This window comes from Cedecea sp. Ae19-4, assembly GCF_059801165.1.
This window is the reverse complement of the sequence record NZ_JBCHWG010000001.1, coordinates 2536969-2550432: the sequence shown is the minus strand read 5'-3', so window position 1 is coordinate 2550432 and position 13464 is coordinate 2536969. Positions and strand designations below refer to the sequence as shown.

Annotated in this window: 13 protein-coding genes; 7 read left to right on the top strand and 6 right to left on the bottom strand. The window is 54.1% G+C overall.

The features are described from left to right. The first annotated feature begins 31 nt into the window (after nucleotides 1-31). The 5 genes from AAIE02_RS12070 (at nucleotide 32) to cysM (ending at nucleotide 4813) form a co-directional block, all read left to right on the top strand. The gene (locus tag AAIE02_RS12070) at nucleotides 32-1048 is read left to right on the top strand and encodes a sulfate ABC transporter substrate-binding protein (protein WP_039305348.1); all 1017 of its coding nucleotides are present in this window, start codon (nucleotides 32-34) and stop codon (nucleotides 1046-1048) included. Continuing rightward, nucleotides 1048-1881 (top strand): sulfate/thiosulfate ABC transporter permease CysT, encoded by an 834-nt coding sequence (gene cysT / locus AAIE02_RS12065; RefSeq protein ID WP_008459572.1) that lies wholly within the window; start codon nucleotides 1048-1050, stop codon nucleotides 1879-1881. Before AAIE02_RS12070 ends, cysT begins: the two co-directional genes overlap by 1 nt. Next, complete coding sequence (cysW, locus tag AAIE02_RS12060) at nucleotides 1881-2756, top strand: sulfate/thiosulfate ABC transporter permease CysW (protein ID WP_008459574.1); 876 nt, start codon at nucleotides 1881-1883, stop codon at nucleotides 2754-2756. The genes cysT and cysW overlap by 1 nt, the downstream gene beginning before the upstream one ends. Beyond that, nucleotides 2746-3831, top strand: coding sequence for a sulfate/thiosulfate ABC transporter ATP-binding protein CysA (cysA, locus tag AAIE02_RS12055; RefSeq protein WP_008459576.1), 1086 nt, complete (start codon nucleotides 2746-2748; stop codon nucleotides 3829-3831). Before cysW ends, cysA begins: the two co-directional genes overlap by 11 nt. A 70-nt stretch (nucleotides 3832-3901) precedes the next feature. Then, nucleotides 3902-4813, top strand: coding sequence for a cysteine synthase CysM (cysM, locus tag AAIE02_RS12050; protein ID WP_498532585.1), 912 nt, complete (start codon nucleotides 3902-3904; stop codon nucleotides 4811-4813). 52 nt (nucleotides 4814-4865) lie between these two features. Here the strand turns inward: cysM and AAIE02_RS12045 are convergent, their stop codons facing one another. Further along, nucleotides 4866-6077 carry an oxalate decarboxylase family bicupin gene (locus AAIE02_RS12045; protein ID WP_498532584.1) on the bottom strand — a complete coding sequence of 404 codons (1212 nt, stop codon included), beginning with the start codon at nucleotides 6075-6077 and terminating at the stop codon, nucleotides 4866-4868. A 447-nt stretch (nucleotides 6078-6524) separates the two neighbouring features. Here AAIE02_RS12045 and pdxK point away from each other — a divergent pair, with 447 nt between their 5' ends. Then, nucleotides 6525-7376, top strand: coding sequence for a pyridoxine/pyridoxal/pyridoxamine kinase (pdxK, locus tag AAIE02_RS12040; RefSeq protein ID WP_166871993.1), 852 nt, complete (start codon nucleotides 6525-6527; stop codon nucleotides 7374-7376). 52 nt (nucleotides 7377-7428) lie between these two features. Here pdxK and crr read toward each other — a convergent pair whose 3' ends face one another. From crr to cysZ, 5 genes are all read right to left on the bottom strand, one after another. Next, complete coding sequence (gene crr, locus AAIE02_RS12035; RefSeq protein ID WP_008459580.1) at nucleotides 7429-7932, bottom strand: PTS glucose transporter subunit IIA; 504 nt, start codon at nucleotides 7930-7932, stop codon at nucleotides 7429-7431. 43 nt (nucleotides 7933-7975) lie between these two features. After that, the gene (gene ptsI, locus AAIE02_RS12030) at nucleotides 7976-9703 is read right to left on the bottom strand and encodes a phosphoenolpyruvate-protein phosphotransferase PtsI (RefSeq protein WP_045783391.1); all 1728 of its coding nucleotides are present in this window, start codon (nucleotides 9701-9703) and stop codon (nucleotides 7976-7978) included. 44 nt (nucleotides 9704-9747) lie between these two features. Further along, nucleotides 9748-10005 (bottom strand): phosphocarrier protein Hpr, encoded by a 258-nt coding sequence (gene ptsH, locus AAIE02_RS12025; RefSeq protein ID WP_002913505.1) that lies wholly within the window; start codon nucleotides 10003-10005, stop codon nucleotides 9748-9750. Nucleotides 10006-10376: 371 nt separating this feature from the next. Beyond that, on the bottom strand, nucleotides 10377-11348 hold the full coding sequence (gene cysK / locus AAIE02_RS12020; protein WP_008459590.1) for a cysteine synthase A: 972 nt from the start codon (nucleotides 11346-11348) through the stop codon (nucleotides 10377-10379). Between the two features lie 159 nt (nucleotides 11349-11507). Continuing rightward, on the bottom strand, nucleotides 11508-12269 hold the full coding sequence (gene cysZ, locus AAIE02_RS12015) for a sulfate transporter CysZ (RefSeq protein ID WP_498532583.1): 762 nt from the start codon (nucleotides 12267-12269) through the stop codon (nucleotides 11508-11510). A gap of 232 nt (nucleotides 12270-12501) precedes the next feature. Here cysZ and zipA point away from each other — a divergent pair, with 232 nt between their 5' ends. After that, complete coding sequence (zipA, locus tag AAIE02_RS12010) at nucleotides 12502-13458, top strand: cell division protein ZipA (protein ID WP_336819302.1); 957 nt, start codon at nucleotides 12502-12504, stop codon at nucleotides 13456-13458. The last annotated feature ends 6 nt before the right edge of the window (nucleotides 13459-13464 follow it).

Genomic DNA, 13464 nt, shown 5'->3' with positions numbered 1-13464 from the left:
ATGGTATTCATCACATTTATAAGGGCGAAGCATGGCAATCAGGTCAGTTAAAAAAGTATGGAACGCGCTCGCTGTCTCTTTGCTGCTGGCAGGCTCTGCCCATGCAACCGAGCTGCTGAATAGCTCTTATGATGTGTCCCGCGAGCTGTTTGCCGCGCTTAACCCGCCGTTTGAAAAACAGTGGGCGCAGGAGAATAACGGCGACAAGCTGACGATAAAACAATCTCATGCCGGGTCATCAAAACAGGCGCTGGCCATTTTGCAGGGCTTAAAAGCTGACGTTGTAACTTATAACCAGGTGACCGATGTGCAGATCCTGCACGACAAAGGCAACCTGATCCCGGCGGACTGGCAGAGCCGTCTGGGCAACAACAGCTCGCCTTTCTACTCCACCATGGCTTTCCTGGTGCGCAAAGGCAACCCAAAGAACATCCACGACTGGAGCGATCTTGTGCGCCCGGACGTGAAGCTCATTTTCCCGAATCCGAAAACTTCTGGTAACGCTCGTTATACCTATCTGGCAGCCTGGGGGGCGGCAGACAAAGCTGACGGCGGCGATAAAGCCAAAACCGAGCAGTTCATGACGCAATTCCTGAAAAACGTCGAAGTGTTTGATACCGGCGGCCGCGGGGCGACAACCTCCTTTGTCGAGCGTGGGCTGGGCGACGTGCTGATCTCTTTTGAATCAGAAGTGAACAATATCCGCAACCAGTACGCCAAAGACGGTTATGAAGTCGTAGTGCCGAAGGTCAACATTCTGGCCGAGTTCCCGGTTGCCTGGGTGGATAAAAACGTGAAGGCCAACGGCACGGAAAAAGCGGCCAAAGCCTACCTGAACTATCTCTATAGCCCTCAGGCGCAGACCATCATTACCGATTACTACTACCGCGTGAATAACCCGCAGGTAATGGATAAGCTGAAAGATAAATTCCCACAGACCGAGCTGTTCCGCGTGGAAGATGCGTTCGGCGGCTGGCCGGAAGTGATGAAAACGCATTTTGCTACCGGCGGGGAGCTCGACAAGCTGTTAGCGGCGGGGCGTAGTTAATGTTTGCCAGCCGTTCAAAACGCGTATTGCCGGGGTTTACGCTTAGCCTCGGCACCAGCCTGCTGTTTGTTTGCCTGATCCTGCTGCTGCCGCTGAGCGCGCTGGTGATGCAGCTGGCGCAAATGTCGTTCTCCCAGTACTGGGACGTGATTACCAACCCGCAGGTGGTGGCCGCCTATAAAGTCACGCTGCTCTCCGCCGCGCTGGCTTCCGTGTTTAACGGCGTGTTCGGCCTGTTAATGGCGTGGATCCTGACGCGTTATCAGTTTCCGGGGCGCAGCCTGCTAGATGCGCTGATGGATTTACCCTTTGCGCTGCCCACCGCGGTGGCAGGTTTAACCCTCGCCGGGCTGTTTTCTGTCAACGGCTGGTACGGCGAGTGGCTGGCGCAGTTTGGCATTAAGGTGACTTACACCTGGCTGGGTATTGCCGTCGCGATGGCGTTTACCAGCATTCCGTTTGTGGTGCGCACCGTTCAGCCCGTGCTGGAAGAATTGGGGCCAGAATACGAGGAAGCTGCTGAAACGCTCGGCGCGACTCGCTGGCAGAGTTTCCGCCGCGTAGTGCTGCCGGAGCTTTCTCCGGCACTGATGGCGGGCGTAGCGCTTTCCTTCACCCGTAGCCTGGGGGAGTTTGGCGCGGTTATCTTTATCGCCGGAAACATCGCCTGGAAGACGGAAGTCACCTCGCTGATGATCTTCGTGCGCCTGCAGGAGTTTGATTACCCGGCGGCCAGCGCCATTGCGTCAGTGATTCTGGCGGCGTCGCTGCTGCTGCTGTTCACCATTAACACGTTGCAGAGTCGCTTTGGTCGACGCGTGGTAGGTCACTGATGACGGACGTCACTGCTTTGAAAAACTATACCCGCTCCCGCATTAACTGGGGAAAATGGGCGCTGATCGCCATCGGTGTGCTCGTCTCTTTCCTGATTCTGGTGGTGCCGGTCGCGTCTATTTTTGTAGAAGCCTTTTCCAAAGGGCTGATGCCCGCGCTGCAAAATATCGCTAACCCGGACATGCTGCACGCCATCTGGCTGACGGTGATGATTGCCCTGATTACCGTGCCGGTAAACCTGGTGTTCGGCACGCTGCTGGCCTGGCTGGTGACGCGTTTTAACTTCCCTGGCCGCCAATTGTTGCTGACGCTGCTGGATATCCCATTTGCCGTTTCCCCGGTGGTTGCGGGCCTGGTTTACCTGCTGTTTTATGGTTCTAACGGCCCGCTGGCGGGGTTCCTCGATGCCCACAACCTGCAAATCATGTTTGCCTGGCCGGGCATGGTGCTGGTGACTATCTTCGTCACCTGCCCGTTTGTGGTGCGTGAGCTGGTGCCGGTGATGCTAAGCCAGGGCAGCCAGGAAGATGAAGCCGCGATTTTACTGGGCGCTTCCGGCTGGCAGATGTTCCGCCGCGTGACGCTGCCCAATATTCGCTGGGCCCTGCTTTATGGCGTGGTGCTGACCAACGCCCGCGCCATCGGTGAATTTGGCGCGGTGTCGGTGGTGTCCGGTTCGATTCGCGGCGAGACGTTCTCGTTGCCGTTACAGATTGAGTTACTGCAGCAGGATTACAACACCGTTGGTTCGTTTACCGCCGCGGCGTTGTTGACCCTGATGGCAGTCCTGACCTTGTTCTTAAAGAGTGCGGTGCAGTGGCGTCTGAATAATCAGGAAAAACGCCTGAAGCAGGAGGAAAATCATGAGCATTGATATTGCCAATATTAAGAAGTCATTTGGACGCACCCAGGTGCTGAACGATATCTCGCTGGATATCCCTTCTGGTCAGATGGTGGCGCTGCTTGGTCCGTCCGGCTCTGGTAAAACTACGCTGCTGCGTATTATTGCCGGGCTGGAGCACCAGAACAGCGGTCGCATCAGCTTCCACGGCACCGACGTCAGCCGGATGCATGCCCGCGATCGCAAAGTCGGCTTTGTGTTTCAGCACTATGCGCTGTTCCGCCATATGTCTGTATTCGACAATATCGCCTTTGGCTTAACGGTGCTGCCGCGTCGCGAACGGCCTTCCGCCTCTGCGATCAAACAGAAAGTGACGAAACTGCTGGAAATGGTGCAGCTTTCCCATCTGGCCGACCGCTACCCGGCGCAGTTGTCCGGCGGGCAGAAGCAGCGTGTTGCCCTGGCGCGTGCGCTGGCGGTGGAGCCGCAAATCCTGCTGCTGGATGAACCGTTTGGCGCTCTGGACGCACAGGTTCGTAAAGAGCTGCGCCGCTGGCTGCGCGAGCTGCACGAAGAGTTAAAGTTCACCAGCGTGTTTGTGACGCACGATCAGGAAGAAGCGATGGAAGTTGCCGACCGCGTGGTGGTGATGAGCCAGGGCAATATCGAGCAGGTCGATACGCCTGAGCAGGTCTGGCGTGAGCCCGCGACCCGCTTCGTGCTGGAGTTCCTCGGCGAGGTTAACCGCCTGAAAGGCGTGATTCGTGGGAGCCAGTTTCACGTCGGCGCGCATCGTTGGCCGCTGGGGTTCACGCCGGCCCATCAGGGGGATGTTGATTTGTTCCTGCGTCCGTGGGAAGTGGACGTCAGCCGCCGCACGAATCTAGATTCACCTCTGCCGGTGCAGGTGCTGGAAGTCAGCCCGCGCGGGCATTACATGCAGCTGGTTGTGCAGCCGCTGGGCTGGTATGACGAACCGCTGACGGTGGTTCTGAAGGAACAGCAAATTCCGCAGCGCGGTGAGCGTCTGTTTGTGGGATTACAAAACGCGCGCCTGTATGAAGGTGCCAACCGTATTCAGGGTGTAGACCTGGCGCAGTCCGCCTGATAATTTACCCCGACAGGACACGCACTAGCGGCCCACCGAGGCCGCTTTTTCATTTATTGCGGGCAGGCAAGTGATCACTTTAGAAAGCACTATTGGTAATACTCCTCTGGTCCGGCTGCAGCGCAGCGGGCTGACGAACGGCAGCGAGATTTGGGTCAAACTCGAAGGAAATAACCCGGCAGGTTCGGTTAAAGATCGCGCGGCGCTGTCGATGATTGTTCAGGCGGAAAAGCGAGGGGAAATACAACCCGGCGATACGCTGATTGAGGCAACCAGCGGCAATACCGGCATTGCGCTGGCGATGATCTCTGCGCTCAAAGGCTACCTTATTAAGCTGCTGATGCCGGACAACATGAGCATGGAGCGCAAGGCGGCGATGCAGGCTTACGGCGCCGAGTTGATTCTGGTCAGTAAAGCTCAGGGCATGGAAGGCGCGCGTGAGCTGGCTCAGCAAATGGCCGACCGTGGCGAAGGCAAGATCCTCGATCAGTTTAATAACCCGGATAACCCGCTGGCGCATTACACGACGACCGGGCCGGAGATCTGGCGGCAGACCGAAGGGCGAATCACGCATTTTGTCTCCAGCATGGGCACGACGGGCACGATAACCGGCGTGAGTCGTTTTATGCGCGAGCAAAGCAAGCCGGTGAGAATTGTCGGGCTGCAGCCGGAAGAGGGCAGCAGCATCCCGGGGATCCGCCGCTGGCCAGAGGAGTGGTTGCCGAAAATTTTCAACCCGACGCTGGTGGATGAAGTCATCGACATGGCACAGACCGAAGCCGAGCAGACGATGCGCCGCCTGGCGATGGAAGAGGGGATTTTCTGCGGCGTAAGTTCCGGCGGGGCGGTGGCGGGTGCGTTGCGCGTAGCCAAAGCAAATCCGGGGGCCGTAGTGGTCGCTATTATTTGCGACAGGGGCGATCGCTATCTTTCTACCGGCGTGTTCGGGGAAGAGAGCTACGTTCAGGGCGCTGGCATCTGACGCTGTAAGCCAGGAAAAGGTCGCCTGAGGCGATCTTTTCCTGAGAGCAGGCTTACTTCACAACCGGGTTTTTATGCAGGTTCAACGCCTTCATAAAGGTATCATCAAGCTGTAAATGCTGTTTCACCAGCTCAGGCGGCGTGCTGGCCAGCCACTGGTTAAGCGAAATATCCGCGTAATAGTCGCTTTTAAACAGTTCCAGGAAACGCAGGGTTGTGGTGCCGGTATTCTCGATATAATGCCCCATCGCAAAGGGAACGTAGCCGACATCCCCGGCGCGGTAATCAAAGGTTCTGGCCTGACCCGAAGAGGCGAAAACGCCCATTCTGCCTTCCCCTTCAAGATAGTACTGCCATTCATCGTTATTTGGGTGCCAGTGAAGTTCTCTCAGCCCGCCGGGCTCTATTTCCACCAGGGCTGCCGCAATAGTCTTCGACACCGGGAAATTAGATGAATCCGTTATTCTGACGGTACCGCCAGGGGCTTTGATCGGATCCTGAGCCAGCATATGGTGGGTGAATTTAATCTCTGATTTAGCTGCGCCATTAATACTGTCTGAGGCAAGGCTGCCGGGTACTGTACCCGCGAAAATATATTCATCAGCAGGTGAAGGCAGTTTAGAAAATGTAGACACGGGCACCTGGAAGTTTTTTGCTAATATCTCCGGAGGGATATGTTTAAACCAGTCGGATAACAGGAACGTACTGTCTTCATCAAATCCGCCGTCGTCGAAGGCCAAAAGAAACTCACAGCCGTCAGGCCCGATACCCTGAATGGAGTGAGGAATGCCCGGCGGGAAATACCATAAATCACCGACGCCGATATCATCCACAAACCAGCCTCCTTTTGCATCGAAGGCCGTTACCCGCGCATTGCCGTAGGTCATGTAGGCCCATTCACCCTCTTTGTGCCAGTGAAGTTCGCGGATGCCTCCGGCATTAAGGCGCATGTCCACCCCGGCGATGGTGGTTGAAATCCCCAGCTCCCGCTTGGTGACTTGCCGGGTCCAGCCGCCGGTGCCTTTTCTGACATGGGCATCGCTGAAGGAGTAGCGCAGGTTAGGCAACGTGCCGCTGTCGGTAGCGGGCGGGTTAACAATGTCAGGGTTTTCAGCTTCCCGGATGGGGTCGTGAGGGCCTGGATCGCGCACGCTTGCCGGGTAGGATTTTACTTTGTCATCGTGGGCATGGGCCTGCCCGGCGGCTAATACGACGGTACCGCCTGCGGCAAAAGCCATGAAGCTTCTTCTGGATATATCTTTCATATAATAGCTTCCTTATATTCATGCAGAGTGAGGTTTATTCTCCGGAGGGAACTTTTGTTATAGGTGAAATTATGGAGTTTGACCTTGTGGAATTGTAAGACAGGCATGAGTCGACAATGTAAACAGCGGGTGGAGAAGATATATCCTTATGATGTAATGGATATTTTGTTGATGTGATGTTTAAGTGGTAGTTATTAATTTCCAGGTATCCAGCACTAATCGGTAATAATGTTTTCTTCACCATTCAGGTGATACATTTTCAAGGTGTAACGGCTGAAAGAAAATATTACTTTTGTCGTTAATTTGATAAATCTGAAGGATGGTAGCTGTATCTCTGCTATTGCCGGAATAAAGAGGGCGCTCTTAGCATGGTTGTACCGCCCGGGTCTGGCTATAATGGCCGCTTCGCAATTCAGACCTTAGCTGTCTGGCGGGCAAGGGGAAAATATGAGTCAGGATAACGATATACAGTCTGTACTGTTTCACGATGCAGGCCGGGCGCTGCAGGCCGATATTGTGGCGGTGCAATCTCAGGTCGTTTACGGCAGCGTCGGGAACAGTATCGCGGTTCCGGCGATTCGGCAGCATGGGTGGCGGGTGATGGCGGTGCCAACGGTGTTATTCAGCAACACGCCGCATTACGATACGTTTTATGGCGGCGTGATCCCGGCGGACTGGTTTAGCGGCTATCTGCGAGCGCTCGAAGAACGGGATGCGTTGCGCGAACTGAAGGCCGTGACGACGGGTTACATGGGCAGTGCGGAGCAAATCCATCTGCTGGCGGAGTGGCTGCGTCAAAGACGCAAAAGCCATCCTGAGCTGTTGATACTTGTCGACCCGGTAATGGGGGACACCGACAGCGGTGTTTACGTCAAGGCGGGTATTCCTGAAGCTTATCGCACGGCGCTGCTGCCTCATGCACAGGGGATCACGCCTAATCTCTTTGAATTGCATATTCTGACCGGAATGCCCTGCGATACGCTGGAGCAGGCGGTGATGGCGGCCAGAAGTCTTCTCTCTGAAACGCTGCGCTGGGTGGTAATAACCAGTGCGCCGGGGAACTGCGCGGATACTATTTCCGTGGTGACGGTGACCGCTGATGAAGCCGATGTGACCAGCCACGCTCGCGTGGTGACCGACCTGAAAGGCACCGGGGATTTGTTCTGCGCCGAGCTGGTAAGCCGAATACTTGCAGGCAAGCAGGTGGCGGTTGCCGCAGGAGAAGCTGCGCATCGGGTGTTTGAAGTGATGACCTGGACTCAGGGGCAGCGCTCAGATGAACTGATTCTTCCTCGCTGAATCGCAGCCAATAAAAAAGGCACCCCAGGGTGCCTTTTTCTCTGCATGAATCTTACTTCTTGATGCGGATAACCGGGGTTTCGCCCACGGTCACGCTACCTGTCAGTTTGATCAGCTCTTTGATTTCGTCCATGTTGGAGATAACAACCGGTGTCAGGGTAGACTTGGCTTTCTCTTCCAGCAGCGGCAGGTCGAACTCAATAACCACGTCGCCTTTCTTCACGCGCTGGCCTTCTTCAGCGATGCGCTTAAAGCCTTCGCCTTTCAGCTCAACGGTGTCGATACCAAAGTGAACAAACAGCTCAATGCCGCTATCGGATTCGATAGAGAAGGCATGGTTGGTTTCAAAGATTTTACCGATGGTGCCGTCAACCGGAGCAACCATTTTGTTGCCGGTTGGTTTGATAGCGATGCCATCACCAACGATTTTTTCAGCAAACACGACGTCCGGCACGTCTTCAATGTTAACGATTTCGCCAGACAGTGGAGCAACGATCTCAATGGTTCCGGTGTCGCTATTGCCTTTGTCACCGAACAGTTTACTAAATAACCCCATTAGCCTTCTCTCCTAAGCAGTAATTTGGGCAGCATCTCGTGAATTAGCAGATTGTTTTTTCTTCAATGAACTTGTTAACCAGCGTCATTAACTCGTCCGTTGTCGGTTGAGCAAGAGCCTGCTCTGCTAACACTTTCGCATCTTCGAAGTTCGTGTTACGAATAATCTTCTTGATACGTGGGATAGAAATGGCGCTCATACTGAATTCGTCCAGGCCCATCCCAAGCAACAGAAGTGTAGCACGTTCGTCGCCCGCAAGCTCACCACACATACCGGTCCATTTACCTTCTGCATGAGAAGCATCAATAACTTGCTTAATCAGAGTCAGTACGGACGGTGACATCGGCTGGTAAAGATGTGAAATCATATCATTACCGCGGTCAACTGCCAGGGTGTACTGAGTTAAATCGTTGGTGCCGATGCTGAAGAAGTCGACTTCTTTGGCCAGATGACGAGCAATCGTCGCGGCCGCAGGGGTTTCGACCATCACGCCGATTTCGATAGATTCATCGAATGCTTTGCCTTCGTCACGCAGTTCCTGCTTGAAGATCTCAATCTCTTTTCTCAGGGCACGCACTTCTTCAACAGAGATGATCATCGGGAACATAATGCGCAGCTTGCCAAACGCAGAGGCGCGCAGAATAGCTCGAACCTGGTCACGCAGGATCTCTTTGCGATCCATGGCGATACGAATGGCACGCCAGCCCAGGAACGGGTTCTCTTCTTTAGGGAAGTTCATGTACGGCAGCTCTTTGTCGCCGCCGATGTCCATGGTACGGACGATAACCGCCTGAGAGCCACAGGCTTCAGCCACGGCTTTGTACGCGGCAAACTGCTCTTCTTCGGTTGGCAGTGAGTCACGGTCCATGAACAGGAATTCGGTACGATACAGACCCACACCTTCAGCGCCGTTACGCTCAGCACCGTCGATGTCACGCACGGTACCAATGTTGGCACACACTTCGACCTGATGGCCGTCGAGGGTGATGGCTGGCAGGTCTTTCAGCTTAGCCAGCTCTGCTTTTTCAGAGGCAACCTGCTGTTGAACGGCGCGCAGCTCTTCGATCTGCTCGTTGGTTGGGTTAACGTAAACTTTGTTGTTAACCGCGTCGAGGATCAGATAGTCGTCGTTTTTCACGTCGGAGGTGACGCTACCGGTGCCCACAATCGCTGGCAGCTCAAGGGAGCGCGCCATGATGGAAGTGTGGGAGGTACGGCCGCCGATGTCGGTGATGAAACCCAGCACCTTTTTCAGGTTCAGCTGTGCGGTTTCAGACGGGGTCAGATCTTTGGCAACCAGGATAACTTCATCCTTAATTGCGCTTAAATCGATAATGTTCAGGCCGAGAATGTTCTGCAGCAGACGCTTACCGATGTCACGTACGTCAGCCGCACGTTCTTTCAGGTATTCGTCATCCAGCTCTTCCAGAGCCGTTGCCTGGCCTTCAATCACTTCGTACGCCGCAGCGTCCGCCGTGACCAGCTTGTCTTTGATAAGGGCTATGATTTCCTGCTCGAGCTCTTCGTCTTCCAGCAACATAATGTGGCCTTCGAAGATAGCTTCCTTTTCTTCACCGAAGGTCTCGCCAGCTTTAATTTTGATCGCTTCTAACTGCTCGGATGCTTTGGCGCGCCCGCTGAGGAAACGTTCAACTTCCTGCTCAACTTTGTCGGCAGAAATTTTCTTCCGGTCGATGACAATTTCATCTTCTTTCAGCAAAAGTGCTTTGCCGAAAGCGATACCCGGGGATGCTAAAATGCCTGAAATCATAACCCTACCTTACTTGTGACTGATATTTACGAAGAACCCAGAACTTACTCGAGTTCAGCCATCAGTTTTACTAAATGCTCAACGGCTTTCTGCTCATCTTCACCTTCGGCGGAGAGCGTCACTACGGTACCCTGAGTCAGGCCCAGAGTTTGCAGTTTGAACAGGCTCTTAGCGCTGGCGCTTTTGCCGTTGGAAGTCACAGTGATTTCGGAAGTGAAGCCTTTAGCTTCTTTAACAAACTGAGCAGCAGGGCGGGTATGCAGACCGTTCGGAGCGGTAATAGTTACTTCTTGCTGGAACATTGTATTTCCCCAACTTATAGGTTTAGTGTTGTGGAACTAAAGTCTAGCCTGGCGGCCACACTTTAGCCTGTATCGTTAGCGCCATCGTCAAAGGAACGAGGCACTGGATGCATGGGAATCGTGAAAAAAACGCCAACAGCGTTTCACAGATTCTTCATCATTATGCCGTGAAAACCAGATAGGCACCAAATCGTTAAATCGATTCAGCAGGCGCATCTCACAGCTTGATTAATTTCGCGCATCAAAATAATTGCTGGTTAAATACCAGACCTGCGGGGGTAAGCGCAATGCCGATGAGGGTGAAAATTTGATGCAGGCCACAAAAAAGCACCCTCACGGGTGCTTTTTTAAGCATATATCAAATACTGGCATTACTGTTGCAGTTCTTTCTCAGTGAACAGATCGGCAAACAAAGCAGTACTCAAATAGCGCTCCCCGGAGGACGGAAGGATAACCACAATATTCTTATTGGTAAAGGCTTCGTCTTCCTGAAGTTTCAGCGCGGCGGCCACGGCGGCACCGGAAGAGATACCCGCGAGAATACCTTCCTCATCCATCAGGCGGCGAGCGGTCGCAATGGCGTCGTCGTTGCTGATAGTGACCACTTTGTCGATAAGCTTCAGATCGAGGTTACCAGGGATAAATCCGGCCCCGATACCCTGAATTTTATGCGGACCAGGCTTCAGTTCTTCACCCGCCAGCGCTTGAGTAATTACCGGAGAATCCGTTGGCTCTACCGCCACGCTAATGAGCGAGGTTTTGCCTTTGGTATTTTTGATGTAGCGGCTGACGCCCGTCAGCGTACCGCCGGTACCGACGCCGGCGATAAACACATCCACTTCACCATCGGTATCTTCCCAGATTTCCGGGCCGGTGGTTTTTTCGTGAATTTCCGGGTTTGCCGGGTTGCTGAACTGCTGAAGCAGTAAGTATTTAGCCGGGTCGCTGGCGACGATTTCTTCGGCTTTCTGGATGGCACCTTTCATGCCTTTAGCGCCTTCGGTCAGCACCAGGTTTGCACCCAGCGCTTTTAACAGCTTACGGCGTTCGATGCTCATGGTTTCCGGCATGGTCAGCGTCAGCTTGTAGCCGCGCGCTGCCGCGACATAGGCCAGAGCGATACCGGTGTTGCCACTGGTAGGTTCGACTAACTCCACGCCAGGCTTCAGCACGCCGCGTTTTTCAGCATCCCAAATCATGTTGGCACCAATACGGCATTTGACGCTAAAGCTTGGGTTACGGGACTCCACCTTAGCCAGAATGCGTCCGTTGCCGATACGGTTCAGGCGAACCAGCGGCGTGTGGCCGATTGTCAGGGAGTTGTCTTCATAAATTTTGCTCATGGCTCGTCCTTAACTGTCTGAATTTTGGGATACCGGTCCAGCATACCCGCTCAGGAAATATGCGGAAGTAAGGAAATAGCATATCTATATGTGGAAGGGAAATAAGCCAATGCAACATGGAATAAGCCATGGCATAAGCCGCTTCCCTTCCTGAGAGCATTATTTCCACATGGCGTGTTTTGCCCGATAGCAGTCCACCCACATGGCCGTCGCGCCGCAGACGGCAACCGGCATGATAAACAGGTTCAGAACCGGGATCAGCGTGAACAGGCTCACCAGCGCGCCAAACTGCATGTTGACGATCTTTTGCTCGCGAAGCGCCACTCGCATCTGTTTGAACGGCACTTTATGGTTATCAAAAGGGTAGTCGCAGTATTGAATCGCCAACATCCATGCGCTGAATAAGAACCACAAGACCGGGGCGACAGTTTGGCCAATGCCGGGAATAAAGTAGAGCAGAAGCAGGACTAGCGCGCGCGGCAGATACCAGGCTAGCTTTTGCCACTCACGCTTCATGATGCGTGGCAGATCTTTCATTATATCGAGCACGCCCGTATCCGGCGGCGTTGCGCCCGTAAGGCGAGCTTCAAGCTGCTCTGCCAGCAGGCCGCTAAACGGCGCGGCAATCAAGTTTGCGATTGTCGAAAAGAAGTAACCAAACACCAATAACACCGAGAGCGTTACCAGTGGCCAGAGTACGTAACTCAGCCATTGTAGCCAGTCTGGCATGTGGCTCATCATCGACGGGATCCAGACATCAAGACGCGTGAATAACCACCAAAAAGCGCCACCAAGCAAGATGATATTGACCAACAGCGGCAGCACGACGAAACGCTTGATGCCGGGTTCGCGGACCAGTTTCCAGCCCTGGGAAAAATAATACACGCCACTGCGCGGCGGGGTTCCGGAAGATGAAACCATAATCTGAGCAGACTCCTTATCAGGTCAATGCAGTTAGCTGCTTCGCTATCATAACTGACTGCATTCAGAAAAACTTGCCAGGAATTGGTCGAAAAATCAGCTAAAAGGTGCGCTTACGCTATCTTTATGGTGAGAAAACCGTGCTCGCACTTGCACTTGAGCAGATGGGCAAATACTCTTAGTGAGTAAATGTTTGCCGCGGTGGCAAGGTGTTAGAACAACAGAGAATATAATGATGCAGGATTTGCGTCTGATATTAATCATTGTTGGCGCAATCGCCATAATAGCCTTACTGGTTCACGGTCTGTGGACCAGTCGTAAGGAACGCTCGTCCGTGTTCCGCGATCGCCCTTTGAAACGTATGAAGTCGAAGCGTGACGAATACGAAGAAGAGGATGATGAGGAAGAAGAAGGCGTCGGTGAAGTGCGCGTGCGTCGTACTGCGCCCGTGCCGGAATCTGCCTCTCGTGAAGCGAATGCGCCACGTCAGCCTCAGGCACCTCAGCACAACTATGAGCCGCCGTATGCGTCAGCAGAACCTCGTCCTGCCCCGCAATCGCGCCAGCCTGAACCGGTTACCCCGCACCACGTTGAGCCCGCGCCTCAGCATGTTGAACCAGTGCGTCCTGTCGCACCTCCTGCGCCAGCTCCGGCGGCAGTGCCTGAGCCACAGCCGGTCGCTCCCGTTCAGCCTGCACCACAGTTCACTGCGGAACCAACGCCAGAGCCTGTGGCTGCTGAACCAGTGCCGCAGCCTGCACCGGTGAAAAAAGAGACGGTGATCGTGATGAACGTCGCTGCCCACGCGGGCACGATGTTAAACGGCGAGTTGCTTTTGAACAGCATTCAGCAGGCCGGTTTCAAGTTTGGTGAAATGAATATTTTCCACCGCCATCTTAGCCCTGATGGCAGCGGTCCAGTTCTGTTTAGCCTGGCGAATATGGTTAAACCTGGGTCTTTCGACCCTGAGAACATGGCGGATTTCGCCACGCCAGGCGTGACCATCTTTATGCAGGTGCCGTCCTACGGCAATGCAGCGCAAAACTTTAAGCTGATGTTGCAGTCTGCGCAGCACATCGCCGATGAAGTCGGTGGCGTGGTGCTCGACGATCAGCGTCGCATGATGACTCCGCAAAAGCTGCGCGAGTACCAGGACAGGATCCGCGAGGTTGTTGAAGCCAACGCCTGAATCCCG

Coding starts and splice junctions, on each gene's coding strand:
- AAIE02_RS12045 (WP_498532584.1), bottom strand. CDS start 6,077: ATGAAAGATATATCCAGAAGAAGCTTCATGGCTTTTGCCGCAGGCGGT.
- cysK (WP_008459590.1), bottom strand. CDS start 11,348: ATGAGCAAAATTTATGAAGACAACTCCCTGACAATCGGCCACACGCCG.
- cysT (WP_008459572.1), top strand. CDS start 1,048: ATGTTTGCCAGCCGTTCAAAACGCGTATTGCCGGGGTTTACGCTTAGC.
- pdxK (WP_166871993.1), top strand. CDS start 6,525: ATGAGTCAGGATAACGATATACAGTCTGTACTGTTTCACGATGCAGGC.
- cysW (WP_008459574.1), top strand. CDS start 1,881: ATGACGGACGTCACTGCTTTGAAAAACTATACCCGCTCCCGCATTAAC.
- cysA (WP_008459576.1), top strand. CDS start 2,746: ATGAGCATTGATATTGCCAATATTAAGAAGTCATTTGGACGCACCCAG.
- ptsH (WP_002913505.1), bottom strand. CDS start 10,005: ATGTTCCAGCAAGAAGTAACTATTACCGCTCCGAACGGTCTGCATACC.
- zipA (WP_336819302.1), top strand. CDS start 12,502: ATGATGCAGGATTTGCGTCTGATATTAATCATTGTTGGCGCAATCGCC.
- crr (WP_008459580.1), bottom strand. CDS start 7,932: ATGGGGTTATTTAGTAAACTGTTCGGTGACAAAGGCAATAGCGACACC.
- cysZ (WP_498532583.1), bottom strand. CDS start 12,269: ATGGTTTCATCTTCCGGAACCCCGCCGCGCAGTGGCGTGTATTATTTT.
- AAIE02_RS12070 (WP_039305348.1), top strand. CDS start 32: ATGGCAATCAGGTCAGTTAAAAAAGTATGGAACGCGCTCGCTGTCTCT.
- ptsI (WP_045783391.1), bottom strand. CDS start 9,703: ATGATTTCAGGCATTTTAGCATCCCCGGGTATCGCTTTCGGCAAAGCA.